Origin of the sequence: Janibacter hoylei PVAS-1 (genome assembly GCF_000297495.1) — a bacterium.
GTDB lineage: Bacteria > Actinomycetota > Actinomycetes > Actinomycetales > Dermatophilaceae > Janibacter > Janibacter hoylei.
In genome coordinates this window covers 1-23175 of record NZ_ALWX01000022.1, presented here as the reverse complement: position 1 = coordinate 23175, position 23175 = coordinate 1, and the positions used below count along the sequence as shown (strand labels likewise).

The 23175-nt window shown below is 72.8% G+C and carries 27 protein-coding genes and 4 pseudogenes; 20 read left to right on the top strand and 11 right to left on the bottom strand.

The window, feature by feature from the left end; all coding sequences use genetic code 11:
- Positions 1–25 precede the first annotated feature (25 nt).
- The 6 genes and pseudogenes from B277_RS05400 (at position 26) to B277_RS19765 (ending at position 3900) form a co-directional block, all read left to right on the top strand.
- On the top strand, positions 26–430 hold the full coding sequence (locus B277_RS05400; protein WP_007926007.1) for a globin: 405 nt from the start codon (positions 26–28) through the stop codon (positions 428–430).
- Positions 427–2119 (top strand): annotated as a pseudogene (locus tag B277_RS05395) (glycoside hydrolase family 13 protein). Before B277_RS05400 ends, B277_RS05395 begins: the two are co-directional and overlap by 4 nt.
- A complete protein-coding gene (locus B277_RS15845) occupies positions 2119–2670 on the top strand; it encodes a dienelactone hydrolase family protein (RefSeq protein WP_051987892.1) in 552 nt (183 codons plus the stop codon). Before B277_RS05395 ends, B277_RS15845 begins: the two are co-directional and overlap by 1 nt.
- Before the next feature lie 40 nt (positions 2671–2710).
- Positions 2711–3055, top strand: a complete 345-nt coding sequence (locus tag B277_RS05385; RefSeq protein ID WP_007926005.1) for a VOC family protein — start codon at positions 2711–2713, stop codon at positions 3053–3055.
- Between the two features lie 46 nt (positions 3056–3101).
- Entirely contained in the window at positions 3102–3506 is a 405-nt protein-coding gene (locus B277_RS19770; RefSeq protein WP_007926004.1) for a glycerophosphodiester phosphodiesterase, read from the top strand.
- A 13-nt stretch (positions 3507–3519) separates the two neighbouring features.
- Positions 3520–3900 carry a glycerophosphodiester phosphodiesterase family protein gene (locus B277_RS19765; RefSeq protein ID WP_007926002.1) on the top strand — a complete coding sequence of 127 codons (381 nt, stop codon included), beginning with the start codon at positions 3520–3522 and terminating at the stop codon, positions 3898–3900.
- 44 nt (positions 3901–3944) lie between these two features.
- Here B277_RS19765 and B277_RS05375 read toward each other — a convergent pair whose 3' ends face one another.
- The 3 genes from B277_RS05375 to B277_RS05365 are packed head-to-tail and all read right to left on the bottom strand — an operon-like array spanning position 3945 to position 5847.
- Positions 3945–4733: an inositol monophosphatase family protein gene (locus tag B277_RS05375; protein ID WP_007926001.1), complete on the bottom strand. Its 789-nt coding sequence runs from the start codon at positions 4731–4733 to the stop codon at positions 3945–3947.
- Between the two features lie 32 nt (positions 4734–4765).
- Positions 4766–5395 carry a DUF8185 domain-containing protein gene (locus B277_RS05370; RefSeq protein ID WP_007926000.1) on the bottom strand — a complete coding sequence of 210 codons (630 nt, stop codon included), beginning with the start codon at positions 5393–5395 and terminating at the stop codon, positions 4766–4768.
- Positions 5392–5847: an acyl-CoA thioesterase gene (locus B277_RS05365; protein ID WP_007925999.1), complete on the bottom strand. Its 456-nt coding sequence runs from the start codon at positions 5845–5847 to the stop codon at positions 5392–5394. Before B277_RS05365 ends, B277_RS05370 begins: the two co-directional genes overlap by 4 nt.
- A gap of 90 nt (positions 5848–5937) precedes the next feature.
- Here B277_RS05365 and B277_RS05360 point away from each other — a divergent pair, with 90 nt between their 5' ends.
- The 9 genes from B277_RS05360 to B277_RS05320 all read left to right on the top strand — a co-directional run bounded on the left by B277_RS05360 (position 5938) and on the right by B277_RS05320 (position 13208).
- Positions 5938–8052, top strand: coding sequence for a RecQ family ATP-dependent DNA helicase (locus B277_RS05360; RefSeq protein WP_007925997.1), 2115 nt, complete (start codon positions 5938–5940; stop codon positions 8050–8052).
- A gap of 92 nt (positions 8053–8144) precedes the next feature.
- Positions 8145–9092 carry an acyl-CoA thioesterase gene (locus tag B277_RS05355; protein WP_007925995.1) on the top strand — a complete coding sequence of 316 codons (948 nt, stop codon included), beginning with the start codon at positions 8145–8147 and terminating at the stop codon, positions 9090–9092.
- A gap of 66 nt (positions 9093–9158) precedes the next feature.
- Positions 9159–10067: a HesA/MoeB/ThiF family protein gene (locus B277_RS05350; protein WP_040880927.1), complete on the top strand. Its 909-nt coding sequence runs from the start codon at positions 9159–9161 to the stop codon at positions 10065–10067.
- Positions 10060–10320: a rhodanese-like domain-containing protein gene (locus tag B277_RS18855; RefSeq protein WP_007925991.1), complete on the top strand. Its 261-nt coding sequence runs from the start codon at positions 10060–10062 to the stop codon at positions 10318–10320. Before B277_RS05350 ends, B277_RS18855 begins: the two co-directional genes overlap by 8 nt.
- Positions 10317–11552, top strand: a complete 1236-nt coding sequence (locus B277_RS05340; RefSeq protein ID WP_007925989.1) for a molybdopterin molybdotransferase MoeA — start codon at positions 10317–10319, stop codon at positions 11550–11552. The genes B277_RS18855 and B277_RS05340 overlap by 4 nt, the downstream gene beginning before the upstream one ends.
- On the top strand, positions 11553–12032 hold the full coding sequence (moaC, locus tag B277_RS05335; protein ID WP_007925987.1) for a cyclic pyranopterin monophosphate synthase MoaC: 480 nt from the start codon (positions 11553–11555) through the stop codon (positions 12030–12032). It abuts the gene before it with no gap.
- Entirely contained in the window at positions 12029–12679 is a 651-nt protein-coding gene (mobA, locus tag B277_RS05330; protein ID WP_007925986.1) for a molybdenum cofactor guanylyltransferase, read from the top strand. The genes moaC and mobA overlap by 4 nt, the downstream gene beginning before the upstream one ends.
- Complete coding sequence (locus tag B277_RS15840; protein ID WP_007925984.1) at positions 12676–12966, top strand: DUF6457 domain-containing protein; 291 nt, start codon at positions 12676–12678, stop codon at positions 12964–12966. Before mobA ends, B277_RS15840 begins: the two co-directional genes overlap by 4 nt.
- A complete protein-coding gene (locus B277_RS05320) occupies positions 12963–13208 on the top strand; it encodes a MoaD/ThiS family protein (RefSeq protein ID WP_007925982.1) in 246 nt (81 codons plus the stop codon). Before B277_RS15840 ends, B277_RS05320 begins: the two co-directional genes overlap by 4 nt.
- 1 nt (position 13209) lies before the next feature.
- On the opposite strand, the gene moaA is transcribed toward B277_RS05320, so the two are convergent.
- The 4 genes from moaA to B277_RS05300 form a co-directional block, all read right to left on the bottom strand.
- Positions 13210–14208, bottom strand: coding sequence for a GTP 3',8-cyclase MoaA (gene moaA / locus B277_RS05315; protein ID WP_007925981.1), 999 nt, complete (start codon positions 14206–14208; stop codon positions 13210–13212).
- On the bottom strand, positions 14208–14642 hold the full coding sequence (locus B277_RS05310; protein ID WP_007925979.1) for a molybdenum cofactor biosynthesis protein MoaE: 435 nt from the start codon (positions 14640–14642) through the stop codon (positions 14208–14210). Before B277_RS05310 ends, moaA begins: the two co-directional genes overlap by 1 nt.
- The gene (locus B277_RS05305; protein WP_007925977.1) at positions 14642–15133 is read right to left on the bottom strand and encodes a MogA/MoaB family molybdenum cofactor biosynthesis protein; all 492 of its coding nucleotides are present in this window, start codon (positions 15131–15133) and stop codon (positions 14642–14644) included. The genes B277_RS05310 and B277_RS05305 overlap by 1 nt, the downstream gene beginning before the upstream one ends.
- A gap of 197 nt (positions 15134–15330) precedes the next feature.
- The gene (locus B277_RS05300) at positions 15331–16485 is read right to left on the bottom strand and encodes an acyl-CoA dehydrogenase family protein (protein ID WP_007925975.1); all 1155 of its coding nucleotides are present in this window, start codon (positions 16483–16485) and stop codon (positions 15331–15333) included.
- An 80-nt stretch (positions 16486–16565) separates the two neighbouring features.
- On the opposite strand from B277_RS05300, the gene B277_RS05295 reads away from it, so the two are divergent.
- The 3 genes and pseudogenes from B277_RS05295 to B277_RS18845 all read left to right on the top strand — a co-directional run bounded on the left by B277_RS05295 (position 16566) and on the right by B277_RS18845 (position 18055).
- Positions 16566–17177, top strand: coding sequence for a TetR/AcrR family transcriptional regulator (locus B277_RS05295; protein WP_169330587.1), 612 nt, complete (start codon positions 16566–16568; stop codon positions 17175–17177).
- A 76-nt stretch (positions 17178–17253) separates the two neighbouring features.
- Positions 17254–17706: pseudogene (locus B277_RS18850) on the top strand (SGNH/GDSL hydrolase family protein); the annotation flags it as partial.
- A gap of 112 nt (positions 17707–17818) precedes the next feature.
- Entirely contained in the window at positions 17819–18055 is a 237-nt protein-coding gene (locus B277_RS18845; RefSeq protein WP_007925968.1) for a hypothetical protein, read from the top strand.
- Between the two features lie 5 nt (positions 18056–18060).
- On the opposite strand, the gene B277_RS05285 is transcribed toward B277_RS18845, so the two are convergent.
- Positions 18061–18666, bottom strand: coding sequence for a pentapeptide repeat-containing protein (locus B277_RS05285; RefSeq protein ID WP_007925967.1), 606 nt, complete (start codon positions 18664–18666; stop codon positions 18061–18063).
- A gap of 61 nt (positions 18667–18727) precedes the next feature.
- Between B277_RS05285 and thpR the strand changes: the two genes are divergently transcribed.
- Positions 18728–19312, top strand: coding sequence for an RNA 2',3'-cyclic phosphodiesterase (gene thpR / locus B277_RS05280; protein WP_007925966.1), 585 nt, complete (start codon positions 18728–18730; stop codon positions 19310–19312).
- A gap of 157 nt (positions 19313–19469) precedes the next feature.
- Positions 19470–19773: pseudogene (locus B277_RS20240) on the top strand (hypothetical protein); the annotation flags it as partial.
- A gap of 101 nt (positions 19774–19874) precedes the next feature.
- On the opposite strand, the gene ettA reads toward B277_RS20240, so the two are convergent.
- From ettA to B277_RS17880, 3 genes and pseudogenes are all read right to left on the bottom strand, one after another.
- On the bottom strand, positions 19875–21557 hold the full coding sequence (gene ettA, locus B277_RS05270) for an energy-dependent translational throttle protein EttA (protein WP_007925964.1): 1683 nt from the start codon (positions 21555–21557) through the stop codon (positions 19875–19877).
- A 49-nt stretch (positions 21558–21606) separates the two neighbouring features.
- Positions 21607–22155 (bottom strand): single-stranded DNA-binding protein, encoded by a 549-nt coding sequence (locus tag B277_RS05265; RefSeq protein WP_007925963.1) that lies wholly within the window; start codon positions 22153–22155, stop codon positions 21607–21609.
- A gap of 171 nt (positions 22156–22326) precedes the next feature.
- Positions 22327–23175 (bottom strand): annotated as a pseudogene (locus tag B277_RS17880) (ABC transporter); the annotation flags it as partial.

The window sequence follows — 23175 nt, the reverse complement described above, 5'->3', positions numbered from 1 at the left end:
GGGCGCACCTGACAGACTGACGGGCATGTTCGCCCAGCCCGGAGACAGCTTCTACGAGCAGGTCGGGGGGCACGAGACCTTCGTGCGCCTCGTGCGTGCCTTCTACGAGGGCGTGGCCGGCGACGAGCCGCTGCGAGCCCTCTACCCCGAGGAGGACCTCGGGCCGGCGGAGGTGCGGCTGCGGATGTTCCTCGAGCAGTACTTCGGCGGGCCCGGCACCTACAGCCAGGAGCGCGGGCACCCCCGACTGCGCATGCGGCACGTGCCCTATGCCGTCACCCCGGACATGCGTGACCGGTGGATGCGGCACATGATGGCGGCCATGGACAGCCTCGAGCTGCCCGAGGCCCACGACGCCGCGATGCGCGACTACTTCCGACGAGCCGCCGACACGCTCGTCAACGCCGACGAGGACGGACAGCGCCTGTGACCGCGACCCTGCCGACCCACGAGATCCACGCCGCCGACCCCGCGGACAGCCCGTGGTGGCGCGATGCCGTGATCTACCAGATCTACCCGCGCTCGTGGGCCGACGGCGACGGCGACGGCGTCGGCGACCTGCCGGGCATCACCTCCCGGCTGGAGCACCTGCGTGACCTCGGTGTCGACGCGGTGTGGCTCTCCCCCTTCTACCGGTCGCCCCAGCGCGACGCCGGCTACGACGTCGCCGACCACCGCGACGTCGACCCGCTCTTCGGCACCCTCGCCGACGCGGACACGATGATCGCCCGGGCCCACGAGCTCGGGCTGCGCGTCGTCGTCGACCTCGTGCCCAACCACACCTCCTCCGACCACGCGTGGTTCCAGCAGGCCCTGGCCGCCGGCCCCGGCAGCCCCGAGCGGGCCCGCTACGTCTTCCGGGACGGGCTCGGCGACGACGGGTCGCAGCCCCCGACGGACTGGCTGGCCAACTTCGGCGGCGGCGCCTGGACCCGGGTGACCGAGCCCGACGGCTCCCCCGGGCAGTGGTACCTCCACCTCTTCGACCCGAGCCAGCCCGACCTCGACTGGACCAACCCGCAGGTGCGCGAGGACTTCGAGACGACGCTGCGCTTCTGGCTCGACCGCGGGGTCGACGGATTTCGCGTCGACGTCGCCCACGGCCTCGTCAAGGACCAGACCTTCCCGAGCTTCGGCAAGCACCCCGGCGGGCTCATGGAGGTGACCCACGAGGCCCCCTACTGGGACCAGGACGGGGTCCACGAGATCTACCGGGCATGGCGCGAGCTGCTCGACGGCTACGGCGAACCGGCCCGGATCATGTGCGCGGAGGCCTGGGTCAACCCCGCCGACCGGCTCGCCCGCTACGTGCGCTCCGACGAGTTCCACCAGGCCTTCAACTTCGACTTCCTCGAGACCCAGTGGCAGGCCGGTCCGCTGGGCGCGGCGATCCGCCGCTCGCTCGCGGCCAACGACTCCGTCGGTGCCCCGTCGACCTGGGTGTTGAGCAACCACGACGTGCTGCGCCACGCGAGCCGCTTCGGGCTGCCCGACGGTCGACCCCGCCCCAACGGGATCGGCGCCGACGACCCGCAGCCGGACGCCGAGCGCGGCCTGCGCCGGGCCCGTGCGGCGACGACGCTCATGCTCGCCCTCCCCGGCGGCGCCTACGTCTACCAGGGCGAGGAGCTCGGCCTGCCCGAGCACACGAGCCTGCCCGACGAGGTGCGCCAGGACCCGACCTTCGCCCGGACCGGCGGAGTGGAGCTCGGGCGTGACGGCTGCCGTGTCCCCATGGCCTGGGAGCAGGGCGCCCCCCGCCCTGGGCTTCTCCCCCACCGGTGCCGCGTGGCTGCCTCAGCCGGCGGCCTACTCCGACCTGGCGGTCGACGCCCAGACCGGGGTCGAGGGGTCGACGCTCGAGCTCTACCGCACCCTCCTGCGGCTGCGCCGCGAGCGGCGCCTCGGGCTGGCGGCCCTCGCCGAGGTCGAGGGGCCGGGCGACGACGTCCTCGGCTACGTCGCCACCGCACCGGACGGGGCCCGCACCCTCGTCGTGGCCAACCTCTCCACCGAGCAGATCGGGCTGCCCGAGGGCGCCAGCGTCCTCGTCGCCTCCGGCGAGCTCGTCGACGGACGGGTCCCCGCCGACACGGCCGTCTGGGCCGAGCTGCCCTGATGGCCGACGTCCTGCTCCTGCACTCCGCCCTCGGGCTGCGGCCGGGCGTGCACGCCTTCGCCGACCTGCTGCGCGAGTGCGGCCACGAGGTGACCGTCCCCGACTACTACGAGGGGCACGTCTTCGACGAGGAGGCGCCGGGCATCGCGCACCGCGACGCCCACCCCGAGTACTTCGAGACCGTCCGCGAGCTCGCCGCGGCCCTACCGCCGGTGACGGTGCTCGCCGGATTTTCGCTCGGCGCGTGGTTCGCCCAGCGGCTCGCCGCACGTCGTCCACGCGCCCGCGCCGCGATCCTGCTCCACTCCGTCGCGGCCCCGCGGCACGACTGGTCCGGCGTGCCGGTGCAGGTGCACCGCCACGCCGACGACCCGTGGATCGCCCCATCGGACGTGTCCCTGCTGGGGGCGGCGGTCGAGGCGAGCGGGGCTCCCTTCGAGGACCACGTGGCACCCGGCCACGGCCACCTCTTCACCGACCCCGACCTCCCCGGGTACGAGGCGGCGGTGACGGCGGCGACGATCGAGCGGATCGACGCCTTCATCGACTGAGGTCTCGACCGCAGTCAGAGGCCGTCGCTACGGTCGGGGCATGACCCTCACGCTCGGCATGATCACGACCGACACGACGGACGCCCTGCGGCTCGGCACCTGGTGGGCCGAGCAGACGGGCGGAGAGGTCCGCGAGACCAACGACGGGTGGTTCGTCACCGTCCAGCTGCCCGGTGGCCCGATGCTCTCCTTCCAGCGGGTCGACGACCCGACGCCGGGGAAGAACCGGCTGCACCTCGACCTCGGGGCATCTGACCTCGATGCCGAGGTCGAGCGGCTCACCGGCGTCGGCGCCTCGGTCGTCGAGCCGCGCCGGATGGGCGACTTCCGGTGGGTGACGATGGCCGACCCCGACGGCAACGAGTTCTGCGTCGCCGAGCACTGAGCCCTGGGGACGACGGGGTGCCCGTCCCGACGAGTAGCGTGACCACGTGAGGTCCGCGAGCGACTACCCCTACTTTGACCAGGCGACGCCGCTCGCGCTCGCGCACCGGGGCGGCTCGACCTACGCCCCCAACGTCGGTCGCGAAAACACCGTCCACGCCTTCCGGCAGGCCGTCGACCTCGGCTACCGCTACCTCGAGACCGACGTTCACGCGACGGCCGACGGGCAGCTCGTCGCCTTCCACGACGACGTGCTCGACCGGGTGACCGACGCCTGCGGTGCCATCGCCGAGCTGCCCTGGAGCGAAATCTCCGCAGCCCGCATCCACGGCCTTGACGCCGTCCCCACGCTGGACGAGCTCTTCGAGACCTTCCCCCCAAGCACGCTTCAACATCGACATCAAGGCGCCGGGGGCCATCGGGCCGCTCGTCGACGCCATCCGCCGCCATGACGCCACCGACCGGGTGTGCATCGGGTCCTTCGACGACGCCCGGCTCCGGCTCGTGCGCCGCGACCTCGGCCCACGCCTGGCCACCTCGGCCGGGCCGCGCGACGTCGCGCTCACACGGCTGCTGCCCCGCGTGGTGACCCGCCTGCTCCGCTCCCCCTCGCAGGCGCTGCAGATCCCGGTCTCGCAGCGGGTCGGACGGGCGAGCATCACCCTCGTCACGCCCCGCCTCGTCGCCGCCGCGCACGCGCTGGGCAAGCAGGTGCACGTGTGGACCATCGACGACCCCGACGAGATGCACCGGCTGCTCGACCTCGGGGTCGACGGCATCGTCACCGACCGCATCGACATCCTGCGGGACGTGCTCGCGGAGCGGGGCCACCCGCTTCGCCCGTGACGGTGTGCGGCCGGCGCCGCTGCCTCGGGACCCGCAGCTGCGCGTCAGGACTGCAGCGCCGCGGCGACCTGGCCCACGGCCGTCGGCCGACCGGCGACGCTCCACACGTGCCCGCGGGCCTCGACCTGATCGGCGCGCCCGCCGGCGGCGGTGACGAGCGCTGCGCCGGGCAGCCAGTCCCACTCGGGGACCGACTGCTGGGCCCAGACGCCGAGGCGCCCGGCCGCGACGGCCGCGAGGTCGCACGAGCCGGAGCCGAACATCCGCACGGTGGCCGCGCCGGAGAGCGCCGCGAGCCAGGGCTCGCGCAGGGAGTCGTCGGGCAGGACGGCGGGGTGGAGATAGGTCGCCATGGCGACCTCGGCCAGCGGCAGGTCGGCCAGCTCACCCACCGCGGTGCCGTTGAGGCGCGTCGGCAGGCCACGACCGCCGATCCACGACTCGTCGACCGCTGGCTGGTGGACGGCGCCGAGCACGAGGCCCTCGCCGTCGCGCAGGGCGAGCGCGCTGCACCAGGTGCCGAGCCCGGAGAGGAAGTTGTAGGTCCCGTCGACCGGGTCGATGACCCAGGTCCGGCCGGAGCGGGACGGCGCCTCGGCGCCTTCCTCCCCGACGATGCCGTCGTCGGGGCGCAGGCGACGCAGGGTGCTCTCGACGAGCTCCTCGGCCGCGTGGTCAGCGGCCGTGACGACGTCGGAGATCGAGGTCTTGTGCTGCGCGCGCAGGCCCTCCGAGCGCATGCGGGCGGCGAGCATCGCCGCCTGCCGGGTCAGGGCCGCCGCGAGGGCCGCGTCGTCGATGTCGGTGGGCAGGTCGGCGAGGTGATCGTCCACGCCCCCAGCCTATGGGGGCGCCGACGACCGGGTCAGCGGGCGATGACGAAGCCCCGGTCGGTCGAGACCCGGGTCCACGGCCCGAGCGCGTGCACCTCGGCCCGGGCCTCCGGCGCGGGCCGCAGGAAGCCGAGCGCGTGGAGCGCGAAGGCGGTGCCCGCAGGCACCGGGGGCACCGTGTCGGTCAGCCGCATCCAGACGCGGGCGCGCAGGTCGGCGACGGCGGCGGAGCCGGCCCCCTCCGGCACCCCGCGGGCGATCTCGGCGATCCCGTCGCGAGCGTGGTCCTGCAGCGCCGTGTCGGGCACCTGACCGACGCGCTCCCAGCCCGACCGGGGCGGACTGACCGCCGACCACCCGGGCGAGGCCAGGACCGGCGGGTCCTGCAGCTCGACACCGCCGCGAGCGAGGCGGTCGGTCACGGCACCGATGGGCACGGTGAGATCGCGCTGCGTGGGCTCCGCGAGCGCGAAGGTCCGCAGACCGAGCACCAGCCCGGAGTTGGTCAGGCCGCGCCCCGGCAGCACGCAGGTCCACGCCGCGAGCACGGGGCCGACGGCCTGGAGACGGACGAAGCCCCCTTCGTCGACGCGGCGGGCCCGGGCGAGGTAGGTCGCGAGGTCGGCGGCGCTCTCCTCGTCGACGAGACGAAGGGAGGTCATCGGCGCCGTCGCATCGGCACCGGTCCGCCGAGCTGGGCGCTCAGGGCGGCGCGCTCGTCGTCGGTCAGCCGACGGGCACCCTGCGTGGCCAGGTCGAAGGCGACGAGGGTCGACTCGGCGCGGGCGAAGACGACGTCCTCGTCACGGATGGTGTAGCCCATGTCCCAGCTGGCTCCGCCGACGGCGGTGACCCACATGTCGATGAGCACCGGCTCGGGACGATAGGTGAGCTGCTCGAGGAACTCGATCTCCTGTCGGGCGAGGAGCACCCCCGAGCGGAGCATGCTGTCACCACCGCTGGCGTGGAACCAGCGGCCGAAGGCGCGGATCCGGGCCTCCTCGAGCAGCCGGTGGTACTGGACGTTGTTGACGTGGCCGTAGGCGTCCATGTCGCCCCAGCGCAGGCCGATCTCGGCCGTGAAGGCCCCCGGCTCGGTGGTCTCGCTCGTCATGTCCACATCCTCCCACCGACCGTCGCGGTCATCCCCATCCCCCGTCGGCGGCCGGCTCGTCGTCGGTGGGCTGACCTACGGTTGACCACGATGACCACACAGACCAGCTCCCTCCACGACGACGCGACCGCTGTCCTGCGGCAGCTCGTCGGTCGCGACGACGTCACCTTCCGCGACGGACAGCTGGAGGCGATCGAGGCCCTCGTCGGGGGTGGGCGGCGGGTGCTCGTCGTCCAGCGCACCGGGTGGGGCAAGTCCGCGGTCTACTTCGTCGCCTCACGCCTGCAGCGGGCGAAGGGAGCCGGCCCCGCGCTGATCGTCTCGCCGCTGCTCGCGCTCATGCGCGACCAGATCGCCGCCGCCGAGCGGGCCGGCGTGCGCGCCGTGTCGATGAACTCGGCCAACGCCCAGGAGTGGGACGAGGTCCGTGGCCGGCTCGCCCGCGACGAGGTCGACGTCCTGCTCGTCAGCCCCGAGCGGCTCAACAACCCCCGGTTCCGCGCCGAGCAGTTGCCCGACCTCACCCGGCGGTGCGGTCTGCTCGTCGTCGACGAGGCGCACTGCGTCAGCGACTGGGGCCATGACTTCCGCCCCGACTACCGCCGGATCAAGGACCTGCTCGGCGAGCTCCCCGCGGGCACCCCGGTGCTCGCGACGACCGCGACGGCCAACGAGCGCGTCGTCCACGACGTCGCCGAGCAGCTGGCAGCCGGCACCGAGGGCGAGGTCCTCACCGTCCGCGGGCCGCTCGCCCGCGACAGCCTCCGGCTGGCCGTCCTCCCACGGTCCGGGATGGACCGCCACCTCGCCTGGCTCACCACCCAACTCGGCCGGCTCGAGGGCAGCGGCATCATCTACACCCTGACGGTGAGCGCTGCCGAGGACGTCGCCGCCGCGCTGCAGGCCGCCGGCCACGAGGTCGCCGCCTACACCGGCCGGTCCGACGCGGAGGAGCGGGCGTCGATGGAGGAGGCCCTGCGCCACAACCGGGTCAAGGCCCTCGTCGCGACGAGCGCCCTCGGCATGGGCTTCGACAAGCCCGACCTCGGGTTCGTCGTCCACCTCGGTGCCCCCTCGTCGCCCGTCGCCTACTACCAGCAGGTCGGTCGCGCCGGCCGCGCCACGGAGCGGGCCGACGTGGTCCTGCTGCCCGGGCACGACGACGTGTCGATCTGGAAGCACTTCGCCTCCTCGTCCATGCCCCGCGAGGACCAGGCCGCCGCCGTCATCACCGCGCTCGCCGAGGCCGGCCGTCCCCTGTCGACGGGTGCCCTCGAGACGATCGTCGACATCCGCCGCACGCGGTTGGAGCTGCTGCTCAAGGTGCTCGACGTCGACGGCGCAGTCCAGCGGGTGAGCGGTGGCTGGATCGGCACCGGCCAACCGTGGGTCTACGACGCGGAGCGCTACGAGCGGGTCGCCGCCGCCCGTGAGGCCGAGCAGCAGCACATGCTCGACTACATCGACACCACCGGATGCCGGATGGCCTTCCTCCAGCGCACCCTCGACGACGCGAGCGCACAGGACTGCGGCCGATGCGACCGCTGCGCCGGGCCCTGGATCGACGCCGAGGTGGCCGACGACGCACTCGGCTCGGCCCGCTCCACGCTCGACCGGACCGGTGTCGACCTCGACCCGCGGGCCCAGTGGCCCAGCGGCATGGACCGTCTCGGGGTCCCGGTCAAGGGACGCATCCCCGCCGACGAGGCCATGTCGCCCGGCCGCGCCCTGGCGCGCGTCACCGACCTCGGCTGGGGCCCACGGCTGCGCGAGCTCCTCTCCGAGGACCAGCCGGTACCGGACGAGGTGGTCCGCGCCGTCGTCCGGGTGCTCGCCGAGTGGGGGTGGCAGACCCGCCCCGCCGGCATCGTCGTCGTCCCCTCGCGGTCTCGTCCGACACTCGTCACCTCGCTCGCCGATCAGCTCGGGCAGATCGGCCGGCTGCCGGTGCTCGGTGCGCTCACCCCCGTCGAGGGCGGACCCGTGGGCGAGCCCGGCGGCAACTCCGCCTACCGCCTCGCCGGGGTGTGGGAGCGGCTGACCGTCGACCCCGAGCTCGCCCACCAGCTCCCGGGCCTCACCGGACCGGTCCTCCTCGTCGACGACGTCGTCCACTCCCGGTGGACGATGACCACGGCGGCTCGGGCCCTGCGTCGGGCCGGAGCACGGGAGGTCCTCCCCTTCGCCCTCGCCGTCGACGGGTGAGCCCGCGCGGTCCGCACGGTAGACCGATGCTGACCCCGGGCACCCCTCTCGCCTAGGCTCGGTCCGTTGACCACGTGACACCGAGGAGCACCATGGCCGCAGACTCCGTCGAGCAGGCACAGCGCATCAACCTGAGCACCGCTCTGGCGACGCTCGAGCTCCAGGAGGTCGGTCACGCGACCATCCGCGTCGAGGGGGCCGACGGGGTGGGCGAGCTCGGCGCGAGCTCGGCCGACGTCTTCGAGGGCGAGAGCATCGCCATGCCGCACGGGCGGGTCTTCGGCGGACAGGTGCTCGCGCAGGCGCTCATGGCGGCCGGGCGCACCGTCCTCCCCGAGATGCCGCACCGGATGCCGCACTCGCTGCATGCCTACTTCATGCGTCCCGGGGACTCGGACCTGCCGATCCGCTTCGCCGTCGAGCGGATGCGCGACGGCCGCTCCTTCTCGACCCGTCGTGTCCACGCGCTGCAGCACGGACGCCCGATCCTGTCGATGACCGCGTCCTTCCAGGACCCCTCCGACGGCCTCGACCACCAGGTCGAGGCTCCCGACGTGCCCGGCCCCGACGAGCTCGAGTCGATCGGCGACAGCTACGGCGCCATCGACCACCCGCGCGCCAAGTACGTCGCCACCCGGCCCGTCGACCACCGCTACGTCGACGGCGACATCATGATGGCGCCGGCCCCCGAGCAGGACGGTCACCAGCGGGTGTGGTTCCGGACCATCGCCCAGCTCCCCCACGACCAGCTGACCCGGTGTGCCGTCCTCGCCTTCGCCTCGGACTACACGCCGATCGACAGCATGCTGCGGGCCCACGGTCTGACCTGGTCCGAGCCCGGGCTGACGCCGGCGACCATCGACCACACCATCTGGTTCCACCGCCCCGTCGACCCGGGCGCCTGGCTGCTCTACGACCAGGAGTCGCCCTCGACCCGCTCCGGTCGCGGGCTCATGGTCGGCAAGGTCTTCACCGAGGAGGGTGTCCTCGTCGCGACCATCGCCCAGGAGGCCATGGTGCGGATCAAGCCCGTGGGCTGAGCGGGGGTCGCACGGCGCGATGAGACCGGGCAGCGACCCGCAGCACTGGTGAACTACGGTCGGTACATGGGCCTCCCACCGCTCGTTGCCCCCGGACCGGCGCTGACCGGGGAGCAGGTGAGCCGCTACTCGCGCCATCTGCTCATGCCCGCCATCGGCGAAGGGGGCCAGCGTCGCCTCCTCGCGGCCCGCGTCGCCGTCATCGGGGCCGGTGGACTCGGCTCCCCCTCGCTGCTCTACCTGGCTGCGGCCGGCGTCGGTCGGATCACCGTCGTCGACGACGACGTGGTCGACGAGACCAACCTGCAGCGGCAGGTCATCCACTCGAGCGCCGACGTGGGTCGGCCCAAGGTCGACAGCGCCCTCGAGCGGGTGCGGGCCGTCAACCCCGACGTCGAGATCGTTGGGATCACCGACCACCTCACTGCCGACAATGCCGCCGCGATGCTCGCCGACCACGACATCGTGCTCGACGGCAGCGACAACTTCGAGACCCGCTACGCGGTGGCCGACGCCTGCGACGAGCTCGGTGTCCCTCTCGTCTGGGCAGCCGTCTACCGCACCGAGGCCCACCTCACCGTCTTCTGGACCGCAGCGCCGGAGGGCCACCCCGCCCCGGGGCTGCGCGACCTCTTCCCGCGACCACCGGCCCCCGGGTCGGTGCCCGCCTGCGGTGACGCCGGCGTTGTCGGACCACTTGTCGGCCAGGTCGGCTCGATGATGGCGACCGAGGCGATCAAGCTCATCACCGGTGTCGGTGCGCCCCTCCTCGGCCGGCTGCTCTTCGTCGACGTGCTCGCCGCCACCCAGCGCGAGCTGCCCCTCGTCGCTCGCGGGCCACGCACCCGCCCCCAGGCGGTCCTGCCCGCCACGGTCGAGGACGCCGAGCCCGGGGGCACCCCCCCTCGTCTCCTCTGCCGACCTGGCCGACCAGCTCTCCGGGGCGCACGCCCCCTTCGTCCTCGACGTGCGTGAGGCGCACGAGCTGGCTGCCGGCAGCGTCCCCGGCGCCGTCCACATCCCCGTGCCGACCCTCACGGGTGACCCGGCCTCCAGCGCCGGGCTGCCGACCGACCGTGACATCGTGCTCGTGTGCCACTCCGGGGCGCGGGCCCGACTCGCGGCGACCACGCTGCGTGCCCGCGGCTTCGTGCAGCTGCACGTCCTCGACGGCGGCATGCTCGCCTGGCCCGACCCGGTCCCGCTCGCCCAGGAGTCCCACTCATGACCGGCCCCACCGCCCGCGTCCTGCTGACCGTCGACGAGTACCGCGAGGAGCTGCTCACCGACCTGCTCGCCGGCAGCGGGCCACTCACGGACACCGAGCAGGTCCCCCTGGCCCAGGCCCTCGGCCGGGTCCTCGCCGAGCCGGTGCGGGCCCGCGGTGATGTGCCCGCCTTCGCCAACTCGGGCATGGACGGCTACGCCGTGCGCCACGCCGACCTCACCGACGGGACGAGCACGCTGCGCGTCGTCGGTGCGGTCGCCGCCGGATCCTCGCTCGACCCCGCCCTCGCCGCCGGCGAGTGCGTGCGCATCATGACCGGCGCACCCGTGCCCACGGACGCCGACACGATCGTCCCGGTCGAGCTCACCGACGGCGGCCACGACAGCGTGACCATCACCGGGACCGTCGAGCCCGGACAGCACCTGCGCGGCGCCGGCGAGGACGTGCGGGCCGATGACGTCGTCGCCGACGCCGGGGTGACGGTCACCGCACGCGTGCTCGGCACGCTCGCGGCCGCCGGCACCGCCGCCGTCTCCGTGCGACGCCGCCCGGTCGTCGCCGTCGCAGCCACCGGTGACGAGCTCGTCGCCCCCGGTGGGGCGCTGGAGCGGGGCCAGATCTTCGAGTCCAACGGCACCCACCTCGCCGCCACCCTCACCGAGCTCGGGGTCGAGGTGCGCGGACCCGTCGTCCTCGGGGACGAGCGGGCGGCCTTCACCTCGGGCCTCGACGAGCTCGCACGGGGCAGCGACCTGATCATCCTCACCGGCGGGGTGAGCGTGGGTGACTTCGACGTCTCCCGCATCGTCCTGCAGGAGTCCGCGGACGGGGTTTTCCGCCACGTGCGCATGCAACCCGGCAAGCCACAGGGCTGGGCCCGGTGGCACGGCGTGCCCGTGCTGGCCTTCCCCGGCAACCCGGTGAGCACCGCGATCTCCTTCGAGGTCTTCGGCCGGCCCGTGATCGACCGCCTGCTCGGCCGCGAGGCACCCGGCGGTGCGACGCTCGCGGTCGCCGGCACCGGCTGGCGATCCCCCGAGGGACGCCGGCAGTTCGTCCCCGTGCGCCTCACGAGCGACGACGAGGGACGCCTCGTCGCCACCCCGGCCCACCGGCGGGGATCCGCCTCGCACATGGCCACCTCGCTCGGTGGCGCCCACGCGCTGGCCGTCGTCGACGAGGAGACCGACACCGTCGAGCCCGGCGACCTCGTCGGGGTCAGGAGCCTGTAGATGGACCACCCGCTGACCCACCTCGACACCGCGGGCCACGCCCGCATGGTCGATGTCACCGACAAGCAGCCGACGATCCGATCGGCCACCGCCGCAGGCCGCGTGGTGACCTCAGCAGAGACCGTCGCGCTCCTGCGGGACGGCTCCGTACCGAAGGGGGACGTCCTCGCCGTCGCCCGCATCGCCGGCATCCAGGCGGCGAAGAAGACACCCGAGCTGCTGCCCCTCGCGCACGTCATCGGCGTGCACGGAGCCGTCGTCGACCTGGCGATCACCGACGACGGCGTCGACATCACCGCGACCGTCCGGACCGCGGACCGCACGGGCGTCGAGATGGAGGCCCTGACGAGCGTCTCGGTCGCCGCGCTGGCCGTCGTCGACATGGTCAAGGGTCGCGACCGCAGCGCCCACATCACCGACATCAGGCTGCTGACGAAGACCGGCGGCCGCAGCGGCACGTGGATGCGGGAGGGCGCATGAGCGAGCCCACCCCCTTTGACGCGGTGATCCTCGCCGGCGGCACCGGCTCCCGCCTCGGCGGCGCGAGCAAGGCCGACCTCGAGCTCGACGGCCAGCGCCTGCTCGACCGGGTGCTCGTCGCCGTGGCCGACGCGGACACCATCACCGTCGTCGGTGACGTCGCCGTCCCCGACGGTGTCCACCGCACGCTCGAGGACCCGCCCCGGGGCGGACCCGTCGCAGGCGTCGCCGCCGGGCTGTCGGCCCTGGACGCCGCCGGCGGAGCCGCCGAGTGGACCCTGGTCGCGTCGTGCGACCTGGCCAACCCCCTCCCCGCGCTGGGTCGACTGCTCGCCGCGTGGTCGTGGGCGGTCCGCAGCACGGACGTCACGACCGATGACCACGACGGCTGGTGCTTGGCCGACGCCGACGACCGCCCCCAGTGGTTGCTCGGTATCCACCGCACGAGCACGCTGCGCCGCGGCCTCGAGCGGCTGGGTTCACCGCGCGACCGGGCCCTCCACGAGCTCTTCGCCGAGGCGACCCTCGTCACCGTGCCGGCGAGCCGCGCCGACGTCGCCGACATCGACACCTGGGCCGACCTCGCCGCGTGGGCCCAACGGCTCGAGCCCCGTGACGAGCCCACCCAGCAGGAGGACGAGCGATGAGCACCCGGACCGACGACGGACCGGCCGAGGAGCGCTGGGCCGACTGGATCGAGCACGCCTGCGCCGCACTGGGGCTCGACCCCGAGGCCGTCGACGTGCGCAGCATCCTCGCGATGACGAAGACCATCGCGCACGACTTCGAGCGGCCCATGGCGCCGGTCGGCGCCTACATCCTCGGCCTGGCCGTCGGGCGCCTGCAGGAGCAGGGCCGCCCGGTCGACCTGGACTCCCTACGATCGCACCTCGAGTCGACGCTGCCCCCGGCGTCGAGGACGGAGCAGGCATGAGCAGCACGACGATCCGGTACTTCGCCGGCGCCGCCGAGGCGGCCGGCACCGACGAGGAGCAGCTCGACGGCGCCACAGTCGGAGAGGTGCTCGCGGCTGCCCGTCGGGCGCACGGGGATCGGCTGAGCGAGGTCCTCGAGCGGTGCTCCGTGCTGCACGCCGGCCGCTACGTCGACGACGACTCCACACCGGTCACCGCCGGAGCGACGATCGACGTGCTGCCCCCCTTCGCCGGGGGGTGAGTCATCCGCCGATGGCGCTCATCGGACGCGGCGGCTGGAGGAAGCCGGGCTCGTTGATCCCGTGGCCGGGCAGCTTGAGCGCCAGGCACTCGTGCACGAGAGCATGGATCTCCTCCTCCGTCGCGCCGGAGCGCAGCGGCCCACGCAGGTCCGTCTCGCCGTTGGCGAAGAGGCAGTTGCGCAGCTGGCCGTCGGCCGTGAGGCGCAGCCGGTCGCACGACCCGCAGAAGGGCATCGTCACCGAGGCGACGACACCCACCGTCGCCGGGCCGCCGTCGATGCGGAAGCGCTCGGCCGGGGCGGCCCCTCGCCCGGGCAGCTCCTCGAGGTCGAACTCGGCACGCAGCGACGCGAGGATCTCCTGCCCGGTGATCATCTCCGTACGCTCCCAGCTGTGCTGGGCGTCCAACGGCATCTGCTCGATGAAGCGCAGCTCGTAGCCGCGCTCGACCGCCCACCGCGTCAGGTCGACGACCTCGTCGTCGTTGATGCCACGCTGGAGCACCGAGTTGACCTTGACCGGCCGCAGCCCGGCCTCGTGGGCGGCCGCCATGCCGGCGACGACGTCGTCGAAGCGGTCACGACGCGTGATCTCGTGGAAGCGCTCTGGGTGCAGCGTGTCGAGACTGACGTTGACCCGGGTCAGACCGGCCTCCTTGAGCGCCGGCGCGATCTTGGCCAGGCCCAGACCATTGGTCGTCATCGACACCTCGGGACGGCCCTGCGGGCCCTCCATCGCCGCGATGCCCGAGACGATCTCGACGACATCGGGGCGCACGAGCGGCTCGCCACCCGTGAGACGCACCTCGGTGATGCCCGCCGTGACCGCCGCCTCGACGAGGGTGAGCAGCTCGGGGGTCGTGAGCAGCTCGTCCTTGGGCAGCCAGGGCAGGCCCTCGGCCGGCATGCAGTAGGTGCAGCGCAGGTTGCACTTGTCGGTCAGCGAGACCCGCAGGTCGCGGTGGACGCGACCGTGGGGATCGATCAGCGGGCGGGACATCAGCAGCTCAGCCCCGACCAGGCGTGCGAGCCATCGGCCTCGAACTGCTGCTTCCACACCGGCAGCTCGTGCTTGACCGCCTCGACGACGGCGCGGCAGAGGGTGAAGGCGAGACCCCGGTGGGCGCTGCCCACGGTGACGACGAGCGCCAGGTCACCGACGTCGAGGTCACCGACGCGGTGGGTCGCCTGCACCTCGGCCAAGCCCTGCGGGTCGTGCCGGACGATCGTCGCCGAGACGATCTCCTCGATGAAGCGCTGGGCGTCCGGGTGGCAGGTGTAGCGCAGCGCCACCACCTCGCCCGTGGCCTCGGGGTCGTGGTCGCGCACCTGCCCGACGAAGCTCGCGACGGCTCCGTGGGACGGCCCGCTCACGCTCGCGAGCATGGCCGTCAGGTCGATCGGGTCGGTGGCGATCCACGCGGTGTGTGCCATCAGTGGTCGCCTCCGGCGATCTGGTCGAGGACGTGCTCGACGAGGGGCAGGAGCACGTCCAGGCCCTCACGGACCCCCGTGGGGCTGCCGGGGAGGTTGACGACGAGGGCACCCGGGTGGTCCGGGGAGGCGTCCACGACACCGACCAGTCCACGGGAGATCGCGGCGAAGGGAGTGTGCCGCGAGCCCTCGGCCCGCAGCAGCTCGGCGAGACCGGGGACTTCCCGGTCCAGGACCGGGGCCGTGCCCTCCGGCGTCCGGTCGGTGGGCGTCACGCCGGTACCACCGCTGGTGATGATCAGGCGGTACCCCGCCGCGATGGAGGCGCGCAGGACGGACTCGACCTCGTCCGCGCCGTCCGGAACGACACTCGTCGTCGTCTCGAGGCCGGCCGCCTCCAGGAGCTCGACCGCGGTGCGACCCGACAGGTCCTCCCGCTCGCCGGCGCTCACCCGGTTCGAGACCGTGATGACGTGCGCTGTGGTGCTCACCGGGCTCCTTTCGCCTCGCTGGTCTCCCAGTGTCTCAAATCACGCAGGGAAGACGAAGGCAGGCCCACCCCGTCTCACGGGGTGGGCCTGCCGTGTGGCGCTAGCCCGGTGTCACAGACCGATTCTTGGGGCCTGCTCCGCCGACTCCGCGCAGCCGCAGGCTCCTTCGTCGCCCACGACCTCGCATGCGTCTGGCGTCACAGGCCCAGGTCGCGGCCGATGAGCTCCTTCATGATCTCGTTGGTGCCCGCCCAGATCTTGTTGATCCGGGCATCGCGCCAGGCGCGGGCCACGCGGTACTCGTTCATGTAGCCGTAGCCACCGTGCAGCTGCACGCACTCGTCGAGGACCTTGCTCTGGGTCTCGGCGGCCCACCACTTCGCCTTGGCGGCGTCGACGGCGGAGAGCTTGCCCTCGGCGTGCGCGGCGACGCAGTCGTCGACGTAGGCCTGGGCGACCTCGAGGCTCGTGACGAGCTCGGCGATCTTGAACTTGTTGTGCTGGAAGGAGCCGATCGGCTGACCGAAGGCCTTGCGCTCCTTGGTGTACTCGATCGTCTCCTCGAGGATCTGCTGGGCGTGCGCGACGCAGCCCACGGCATTGCCGAGGCGCTCCTGCGGGAGCTTCTGCATCATCGAGATGAAGCCCATGCCCTCGGGCCCGAGCAGGCGGTCGGCGGGGACACGCACGTTGTCGAAGAAGAGCTCGGAGGTGTCGGACTCGGGCTGGCCGACCTTGTCCAGGGGCTGGCCCTTGGTGAAGCCCTCGTCCTCCTTCTCGAGGACGAAGAGGGAGATGCCCTTGGCGCCCTTGGAGGGGTCGGTCCGGATCGCGACGACCGCGAGGTCGCACTGGTGACCGTTGGTGATGAAGGTCTTGGAGCCGTTGATGATCCAGTCGCCGGAGCCGTCGTCGGCCTTGACCGCCGTGGACTTCAGTGCGGCGAGGTCGGAGCCACCGTTGGGCTCGGTCATGCCGATGGAGAGGATCTTCTCGCCGGTGGCGACCTGCGGCAGCCAGCGCTGCTTCTGCTCCTCGGTGCCCAGGGCGACGATGTACGGAGCGGTGATGTCGGCGTGGATGCCGAAGCACGAGGACACCGCGACGTTGAACTTGGCGAGCTCCTCGGCCAGGACCGCGTTGAAGCGGTAGTCGTCGATGCCGGCGCCGCCGAACTCCTCGGGGATCGTCAGGCCGAAGAAGCCCTGCTTGCCGGCCTCGAGCCACACCTCACGAGGGATGGTGTGCTCGGCGATCATCGACTCCGCGCGCGGCACGAGCGTGCGGTCGACGAACTCCTTGACGGAGGAACGGAAGGACTCGTGGTCCTCGTCGTAGATGTTGCGGGGCATGGTCACCTCTCCTGGGACGTGGTGTGCGACATCGCACTAAGCGCTTGCTTAGTGTCGTCGCCAAGAGGCATGCTGTCAACGTGACGACGCCTACCCCTTCGCTCCCGGCGCATGACAACCCCACCGTCGTGCGGCTCTTCGAGGCCGCAGCGGATGCCTTCGCCGACAAGGGATTCCACGCCACCACCACGCGCGACATCGCCTCGCGCGCCGGCCTGTCACCCGCTGGGGTCTACGTCCACTTCGCGAGCAAGGAGGACCTGCTCTTCCAGCTCAGTCGCGTCGGGCACGAGGGTGCCCGCGATGCCCTCGCCGCGGCCGCCGCCGAGGCGGGCTCCCCGACCGACGCCCTGCAGGAGGTCATCTCGGCCTTCGCCCGCTGGCACGCCGAGCAGCACCAGGTCGCCCGCATCGTCCAGTACGAGTTCCGCCACCTCTCCCCCGACCACCAGCGCGAGGTGCTCACCCTGCGGAGGGAGATCGACGGCGTCGTCGAGGCGATCATCAGCGACGGTGTGGCAACCGGCGAGTTCGCGGTGAGCGACGTGCGGGCCACGGCCCTCGCCGCACTCTCCCTCGTCGTCGACGTCGCCCGCTGGTACCACCCCGGCATCAAGCGAACCACGCCGGCTTCGATCGCGCAGACCTACGGCGCCCTCGCACTGCGTCTCGTCGGCGCCCGCGGGGACTGACACCCGACGCGCCCCGGGCGACCGCTACGTCGCCCTCGGCGACTCCTACTCCTCCGGCACCGGCACCGGCAGCTACCTGGACGACAGCCGACGTCGCGGCGACTCAGCTGGGGCCCTGTCGTCCTCGACCGACCGGGTGAGCATCTCCGTCGGCGGCAACGACGCGGGCTTCGCCGATGTGCTCACCGAGTGCGCTCTGCCGGGCTGGTCGAGCGACTGCAACGGCGCGATCGACACCGCGCAGTCCACGATCACCTCGACCCTGCCGGGCCGGCTCTCCACGCTCTTCGGCTCCATCCGCACCAAGGCGCCCAGCGCCAGCGTCGTCGTCGTGGGCTACCCGCGCCTCTTCATGGGCGAGGACTGCAACGCCCTCACCTGGTTCGCGCCGGAGGAGCAGACCCGGCTCAATGGCACGGCCGACCTGCTCAACGCCCGGCTGCGGACGGCAGCCACGTCTGCAGGCTTCACCTTCGTCGACCCGACCTCCCGCTTCACCGGCCACGCGGTGTGCGACGACCCCGAGTGGGTCAACGGCCTGAGCAACCCGATCAGCGAGAGCTACCACCCCAACACCGCCGGTCACCGCGACGGGTACAGCCCCCCTCGCCGGCGCACCCCTCACGGGCGCCGCGGTCACGGTGACTCCCGCGACGACAGCACGCGCAGATGCCGGCGCCGCCGAGCAGACGGCCCGCCAGCGACCACGTGCCGAAGCGGACCGACGCATCACGCCCAAGACGGTGCGGCGCCCCGACCTCGACTCACCACGGGTGCGGCGCGCAGCGACCCGCGCCGGCGTCGACCTCGACTCGCCGGCGAGCATCATGGCGGCCGACCGCGCCTGGTCGAGCCAACAGGCCGACGAGCGCCGCTGAGCCGGTCAGTCGACGACGACGCCGAAGGGGGTGAGCAGGCCCAGCGCCCCCGCCGGGTCCACGCGCAGGCCCTCGACCCGCGTCTCACGCGCGTCGACGACGTAGTCGCGCGCCGAGCGCAGGTCGGCGTCACGCAGGTCCGCCCTCACGAGCCTGGCACCGGCCAGGGAGCACTCGTCGAAGACGACCTCGCGCAGGACCGCGTCGTCGAAGTCGGCCTCGTCGAGGACGCACCGCTCGAAGGCGGCGCCGGTCAGGTCGAGACCGCCGAAGCCGCCCAACGACAGCTGGCAGTCGACCCAGCGACTCGGGTCGGGCGCGATGACCGGCGACCGTTGCATCGCCCACGAGGTCGCGAGTGCCTTGCAGCCGGTGAAGGTGCACCCGTCGACGACCGCATCGGGCAGCCGCACCCGGGAGAGGTCGACCTGCTCGAACCTGCACCCGTCGAGGTGCACGCCGGCGAGGGTCGACCCGGCCCACGACGCGTCGCGGAAGGTGCAGTCGACCAGCTCGACCCCGGTGAGACGCTCCTCCTCGCCGAGCCCGCCGGCGAAGACCTCCCCCACGACGTGGGTGCGTCCGTCCAGCTGCTCCACGAGTGACGCCATGCCGCGCACGCTACCGGCGCTGGTGACCGCGTGTGGCCCGACGGTGAGGGACGATGGCGGCGTGCGTGTCTTCGCCGCGATCGTCCCGTCCGAGCCGGCCCGGGCCCACCTCGAGGCCTTCCTCGTGCCCCGCCGTGCAGGTGAGCCAGTGCTGCGCTGGACGCCACCGCACCTGTGGCACGTCACGCTGGCCTTCATGGCAGAGGTCCCGGGCGACGGGCTCGACGACGTCGTCCACGCGATCACCCGTGAGGCGACCGCCTCCCCTCCCCTGCACCTGCGCCTCGTCGGGGCCGGGTTCTTCCCGGACACCCACGAGGCGCGCGTGGCGTGGCTCGGACTCGGCGCCGACGCCCCCGGCGCCCTCGACGACCTCACTGACCTGGCCCTGCGCACCCGACGGGCCTGCAGCGCTGCCGGCGCCCCGACCGCAGGCGGTCCGTACACGCCCCACCTGACCCTGGCCCGGTCCCGGCACCCCGTCGACGCCACGCCGTGGCTCGCGACCCTGGGCGACTACGTCGGCCCCGCGTGGTGCGCCCACGAGGTGACCGTGTTCGTCTCCCGAGAGCAGCGCGGCGGTCGCCCGCACTACGTCGCGGAGCACTCGTGCCCGCTGGGCGGCGGCAATTCGGTGCCGCCCTGACCTGCTGCCCGGCCACCAACGGGGCATGGCCCACATCGTCATGTTCGGCGTCGACGCCGTCAGCCACACCCTGCCCAGTCTCGAGATCCTGGGCGAGCTCGTCCGGCGCGGGCACCGTCTCGAGGGCGTCAACGACCCGGCCCAGCGCGACCTCGCCGGCGTCCCGCCGCGGGCCCTCGCCCTCGTCCCACGCGCCATGCAGCCCCACGCCGACCGGGTCGAGCTACACCGACCGGCCGGACTTCTACAGGGAGTGCGTCACGGCCTTCGGCGGTCGTCCGGGCTGGCACCTCGTCCTCCAGGTCGGACGGCGCACCGACCTCGACGCGATCGGTGACCTCCCGACGGGCCTGGAGGCGCGCCGGTGGGTGCCACAGCTGGCGATCCTGCTCGCCGACACCCTCGTCGAGCTCGGCGTGGCCCGACGGCTGGACACCGCCGCGGCGGCCGCCCGCGCGCTGCCCGGGCGGCCGACCTCGTCGAGGCCGAGCTGCGCTGACGCGACGCGACCGGCGCCCGTCCCCGTGGTGGGGGCGAGCGCCCGTGGTCGTGCAGCGGTGACTCAGTCGCGGGTGAGGCGGCGGTGCGTCACGCGGTGCGGGCGAGCCGCCTCCTCGCCAAGACGCTCGACCTTGTTGGCCTCGTAGCCCTCGAAGTTGCCCTCGAACCAGTACCAGCTCGCCGGGTCGTCGTCGGTGCCCTCGTAGGCGAGGATGTGCGTCGCGACGCGGTCGAGGAACCACCGGTCGTGGGAGATGACCACGGCGCAGCCGGGGAAGTCGAGCAGCGCGTTTTCGAGCGACCCGAGGGTCTCGACGTCGAGGTCGTTGGTCGGCTCGTCGAGGAGCAGCACGTTGCCACCCTGCTTGAGGGTGAGCGCGAGGTTGAGGCGGTTGCGCTCACCACCGGAGAGCACGCCCGACTTCTTCTGCTGGTCGGGGCCCTTGAAGCCGAACTGGCTGACGTAGGCGCGCGAAGGGATCTCGACCTGGCCGACCTGGATGTGGTCGAGCCCGTCGGAGACGACCTCCCAGACGTTCTTCTCCGGGTCGATGCCGCCGCGGTTCTGGTCGACGTAGGACAGCTTGACCGTCTCACCGATGTCGACGGTGCCGGCGTCCGGCTCCTCGATGCCCACGATCGTCTTGAAGAGGGTCGTCTTGCCGACGCCGTTGGGGCCGATGATGCCGACGATGCCGTTGCGGGGCAGGGTGAAGGACAGGTCGTCGATGAGGACCCGCTCGCCGAAGCCCTTCTTCAGACCCGAGACCTCGATGACCTTGCTGCCCAGGCGCGGGCCCGGCGGGATCTGGATCTCCTCGAAGTCGAGCTTGCGGGTCCGGTCGGCCTCCGCCGCCATCTCCTCGTAGCGCTCCAGCCGGGCCTTGTTCTTCGTCTGGCGGGCCTTGGGGTTGGAGCGCACCCACTCGAGCTCGTTCTTGAGTCGCTTGGCGAGCTTCGCGTCCTTCTTGCCCTGGATCTGCAGGCGCTCCTGCTTCTTCTCCAGATAGGTCGAGTAGTTGCCCTCATAGGGGTAGAGCCGACCGCGGTCGACCTCGGCGATCCACTGGGCGACGTTGTCCATGAAGTACCGGTCGTGCGTCACGGCGACGACGGCGCCCGGGTAGGAGGCGAGGTGCTGCTCGAGCCACAGCACCGACTCGGCGTCGAGGTGGTTGGTCGGCTCGTCGAGGAGCAGCAGGTCCGGCTTCTGCAGCAGCAGCTTGCACAGCGCGACCCGGCGACGCTCACCACCGGACAGGTGGGTGACGTCGGCGTCCGGCGGCGGGCACCGCAGGGCGTCCATCGCCTGCTCGAGCTGGGAGTCGAGGTCCCATGCGTCGGCGTGGTCGATGTCTTCCTGGAGCTTGCCCATCTCCTCCATGAGCGCGTCGAAGTCCGCGTCGGGCTCGGTCATGAGCTCGGAGATCTCGTTGTAGCGGTCGAGCTTGGCCTTGATCTCGCCCGCACCCTCCTCGACGTTGCCCAGGACGGTCTTGTCCTCGTTGAGCGGCGGCTCCTGGAGCAGGATGCCGACGGTTGCCCCCGGCTTGAGCTGGGCCTCGCCGTTGCTCGGCTGGTCGAGCCCGGCCATGATCTTGAGGATGGTCGACTTGCCGGCCCCGTTGGGCCCGACCATCCCGATCTTGGCTCCGGGGAAGAAGGACATCGAGACGTCATCGAGGATGACCTTCTCGTTGTGCGCCTTGCGCGCACGAACCATGGTGTAGATGTAGTCGGCCATGGGGGCAGGCTATCCACTCCTGCCCCCGCGCCCGAATCGGTCGCTGCCCTCAGGTCGGTGACGGCACCCCCACCTCGGCCTCCTCGTCGTGGGTCGCCTCGTCTCCGTCCACGTCGGCCCCCGTCGGCCCCGCCTCGGGCACGGCCCAGCTCGGCCCCTCGGACCGCTCCATCCGCTCGGTCATGCGGGCCAAGCCGTCAGCGCCCGCCTGCTCGGCGAGGCTGTCGACGACTCCACGGCCGGCGGCCTTGGCGTACTCCGTCGTCCCGAAGGTCAGGTCGTGCCCGAGGTTGATCGCCTCGATGTCGGCCGAGCTGCCCCACGACTCGTCGGCGCGCTGCCAGGTGTTGATCGTCAGGCGACCCCGCACGACGACCGGGTCCCCCTTGCGCAGCGACACGTGCGAGTTCATCCCGAGGGACCGGAAGGCGGCGACGTTGTAGAAGCTCGTCGACACGTCGACGAAGACGCCCTCACGGTTGCGCCGGCGCACCGTCGACGCGACCCGGAAGGTCGTGAAGGTGCGTCCGTTGCCCGTGACGCGGTGCTCGGGGTCGGCGACGACCCGGCCGGCGACGGTGATCTCGACTTCGTTCATGATGCTGTCCTCACTCCCCGCCCACCACGGTCGGTGGGCCCGTGCGTCCAGCCTCACCGAGGCGAAGGGAGCACAGCCGCGCCCGGCGCAGGATGTGGACGACGTGGGCCCGGCGCGCGAGCATGGGGACGAGGATCAGGGCGTCGCCGCAGGGAGGCTCCCGCAGGCCCCCTAGCGCGTCCGGCCGAGAGCCCGCTCGAGGCCCTGCCGGGTGCGACCGTGATCGGCGAGCACGGCCTCGACCGGCTCGATGACCCGCTCGTCACCCACCTCACCGATGGCTCGACGCAACCGCTTGTCGACGGCGTGGGCCCGCTTGCGAGCACCGATGGCGGCCAACCACCGGCAGACGGCCGCCAGCAGCAGGCCGCCGAGCAGCCCTCCGACGAGCAGGAGGAAGGGTGTCGCGAAGGGGCCGACGTCGGCCGTGGGGATCTCGGGCAGCTGCAGCCACCCGGCCAGGGCCACGACGACGAGCCACAGCAGGCCGGCGACGGCTGCGACCGCGAGCAGCACCTGCAGCAGCCCGGCGACGGCCCACCACAGCGGCCTGCGTCCCCGCAGCGGGGTCCGGACCACGGCCTGGTCGAGGGCATCGGCCAGGTCCCCGTCGACCGGACGGGCGGCGTCGGCGACGGCGTCGGCCCACCGTGTCGGCAGCCCCTCACCCGCAGCGGTGCCGATGCGGCGGGCCGCCAGGTCGACGGCGGCCCGGGCAGCGGGCGCCGGTGGTGGGATGGACGAGCGGCCGAGCACGGCCCGCACGTCGTGCTCCCGGATGTCGGGTGCGCCGTCGGCCTCACGGTCCAGTCGGAGACGTCGCAGCGGCGCCGGGCGCAGCGCCCGCACCCAGCGGGTGAAGGGCCAGCCGGTGCGAGCCGAGGCCTCGAGCCGGAAATCCCGCGCGACCGCGTCGACGACCGTCGGCACACCGGCGCTGCGCGCCAGCGCGTCGACGAGCTCGGCCCGGGCGCCACCCGGCACACCGGCCTCGGCGTCGCCGACGGACGGACCCAGGGT

What these genes read in the sequence shown, in the direction of transcription:
- B277_RS05400 (WP_007926007.1), top strand. Translation starts at nt 26, where the DNA reads ATGTTCGCCCAGCCCGGAGACAGCTTCTACGAGCAGGTCGGGGGGCAC.
- B277_RS15845 (WP_051987892.1), top strand. Translation starts at nt 2,119, where the DNA reads ATGGCCGACGTCCTGCTCCTGCACTCCGCCCTCGGGCTGCGGCCGGGC.
- B277_RS05385 (WP_007926005.1), top strand. Translation starts at nt 2,711, where the DNA reads ATGACCCTCACGCTCGGCATGATCACGACCGACACGACGGACGCCCTG.
- B277_RS05370 (WP_007926000.1), bottom strand. Translation starts at nt 5,395, where the DNA reads ATGACCTCCCTTCGTCTCGTCGACGAGGAGAGCGCCGCCGACCTCGCG.
- B277_RS05365 (WP_007925999.1), bottom strand. Translation starts at nt 5,847, where the DNA reads ATGACGAGCGAGACCACCGAGCCGGGGGCCTTCACGGCCGAGATCGGC.
- B277_RS05360 (WP_007925997.1), top strand. Translation starts at nt 5,938, where the DNA reads ATGACCACACAGACCAGCTCCCTCCACGACGACGCGACCGCTGTCCTG.
- B277_RS05355 (WP_007925995.1), top strand. Translation starts at nt 8,145, where the DNA reads ATGGCCGCAGACTCCGTCGAGCAGGCACAGCGCATCAACCTGAGCACC.
- B277_RS05350 (WP_040880927.1), top strand. Translation starts at nt 9,159, where the DNA reads ATGGGCCTCCCACCGCTCGTTGCCCCCGGACCGGCGCTGACCGGGGAG.
- B277_RS05340 (WP_007925989.1), top strand. Translation starts at nt 10,317, where the DNA reads ATGACCGGCCCCACCGCCCGCGTCCTGCTGACCGTCGACGAGTACCGC.
- moaC (WP_007925987.1), top strand. Translation starts at nt 11,553, where the DNA reads ATGGACCACCCGCTGACCCACCTCGACACCGCGGGCCACGCCCGCATG.
- mobA (WP_007925986.1), top strand. Translation starts at nt 12,029, where the DNA reads ATGAGCGAGCCCACCCCCTTTGACGCGGTGATCCTCGCCGGCGGCACC.
- B277_RS15840 (WP_007925984.1), top strand. Translation starts at nt 12,676, where the DNA reads ATGAGCACCCGGACCGACGACGGACCGGCCGAGGAGCGCTGGGCCGAC.
- B277_RS05320 (WP_007925982.1), top strand. Translation starts at nt 12,963, where the DNA reads ATGAGCAGCACGACGATCCGGTACTTCGCCGGCGCCGCCGAGGCGGCC.
- moaA (WP_007925981.1), bottom strand. Translation starts at nt 14,208, where the DNA reads ATGTCCCGCCCGCTGATCGATCCCCACGGTCGCGTCCACCGCGACCTG.
- B277_RS05310 (WP_007925979.1), bottom strand. Translation starts at nt 14,642, where the DNA reads ATGGCACACACCGCGTGGATCGCCACCGACCCGATCGACCTGACGGCC.
- B277_RS05300 (WP_007925975.1), bottom strand. Translation starts at nt 16,485, where the DNA reads ATGCCCCGCAACATCTACGACGAGGACCACGAGTCCTTCCGTTCCTCC.
- B277_RS05285 (WP_007925967.1), bottom strand. Translation starts at nt 18,666, where the DNA reads ATGGCGTCACTCGTGGAGCAGCTGGACGGACGCACCCACGTCGTGGGG.
- ettA (WP_007925964.1), bottom strand. Translation starts at nt 21,557, where the DNA reads ATGGCCGACTACATCTACACCATGGTTCGTGCGCGCAAGGCGCACAAC.
- B277_RS05265 (WP_007925963.1), bottom strand. Translation starts at nt 22,155, where the DNA reads ATGAACGAAGTCGAGATCACCGTCGCCGGCCGGGTCGTCGCCGACCCC.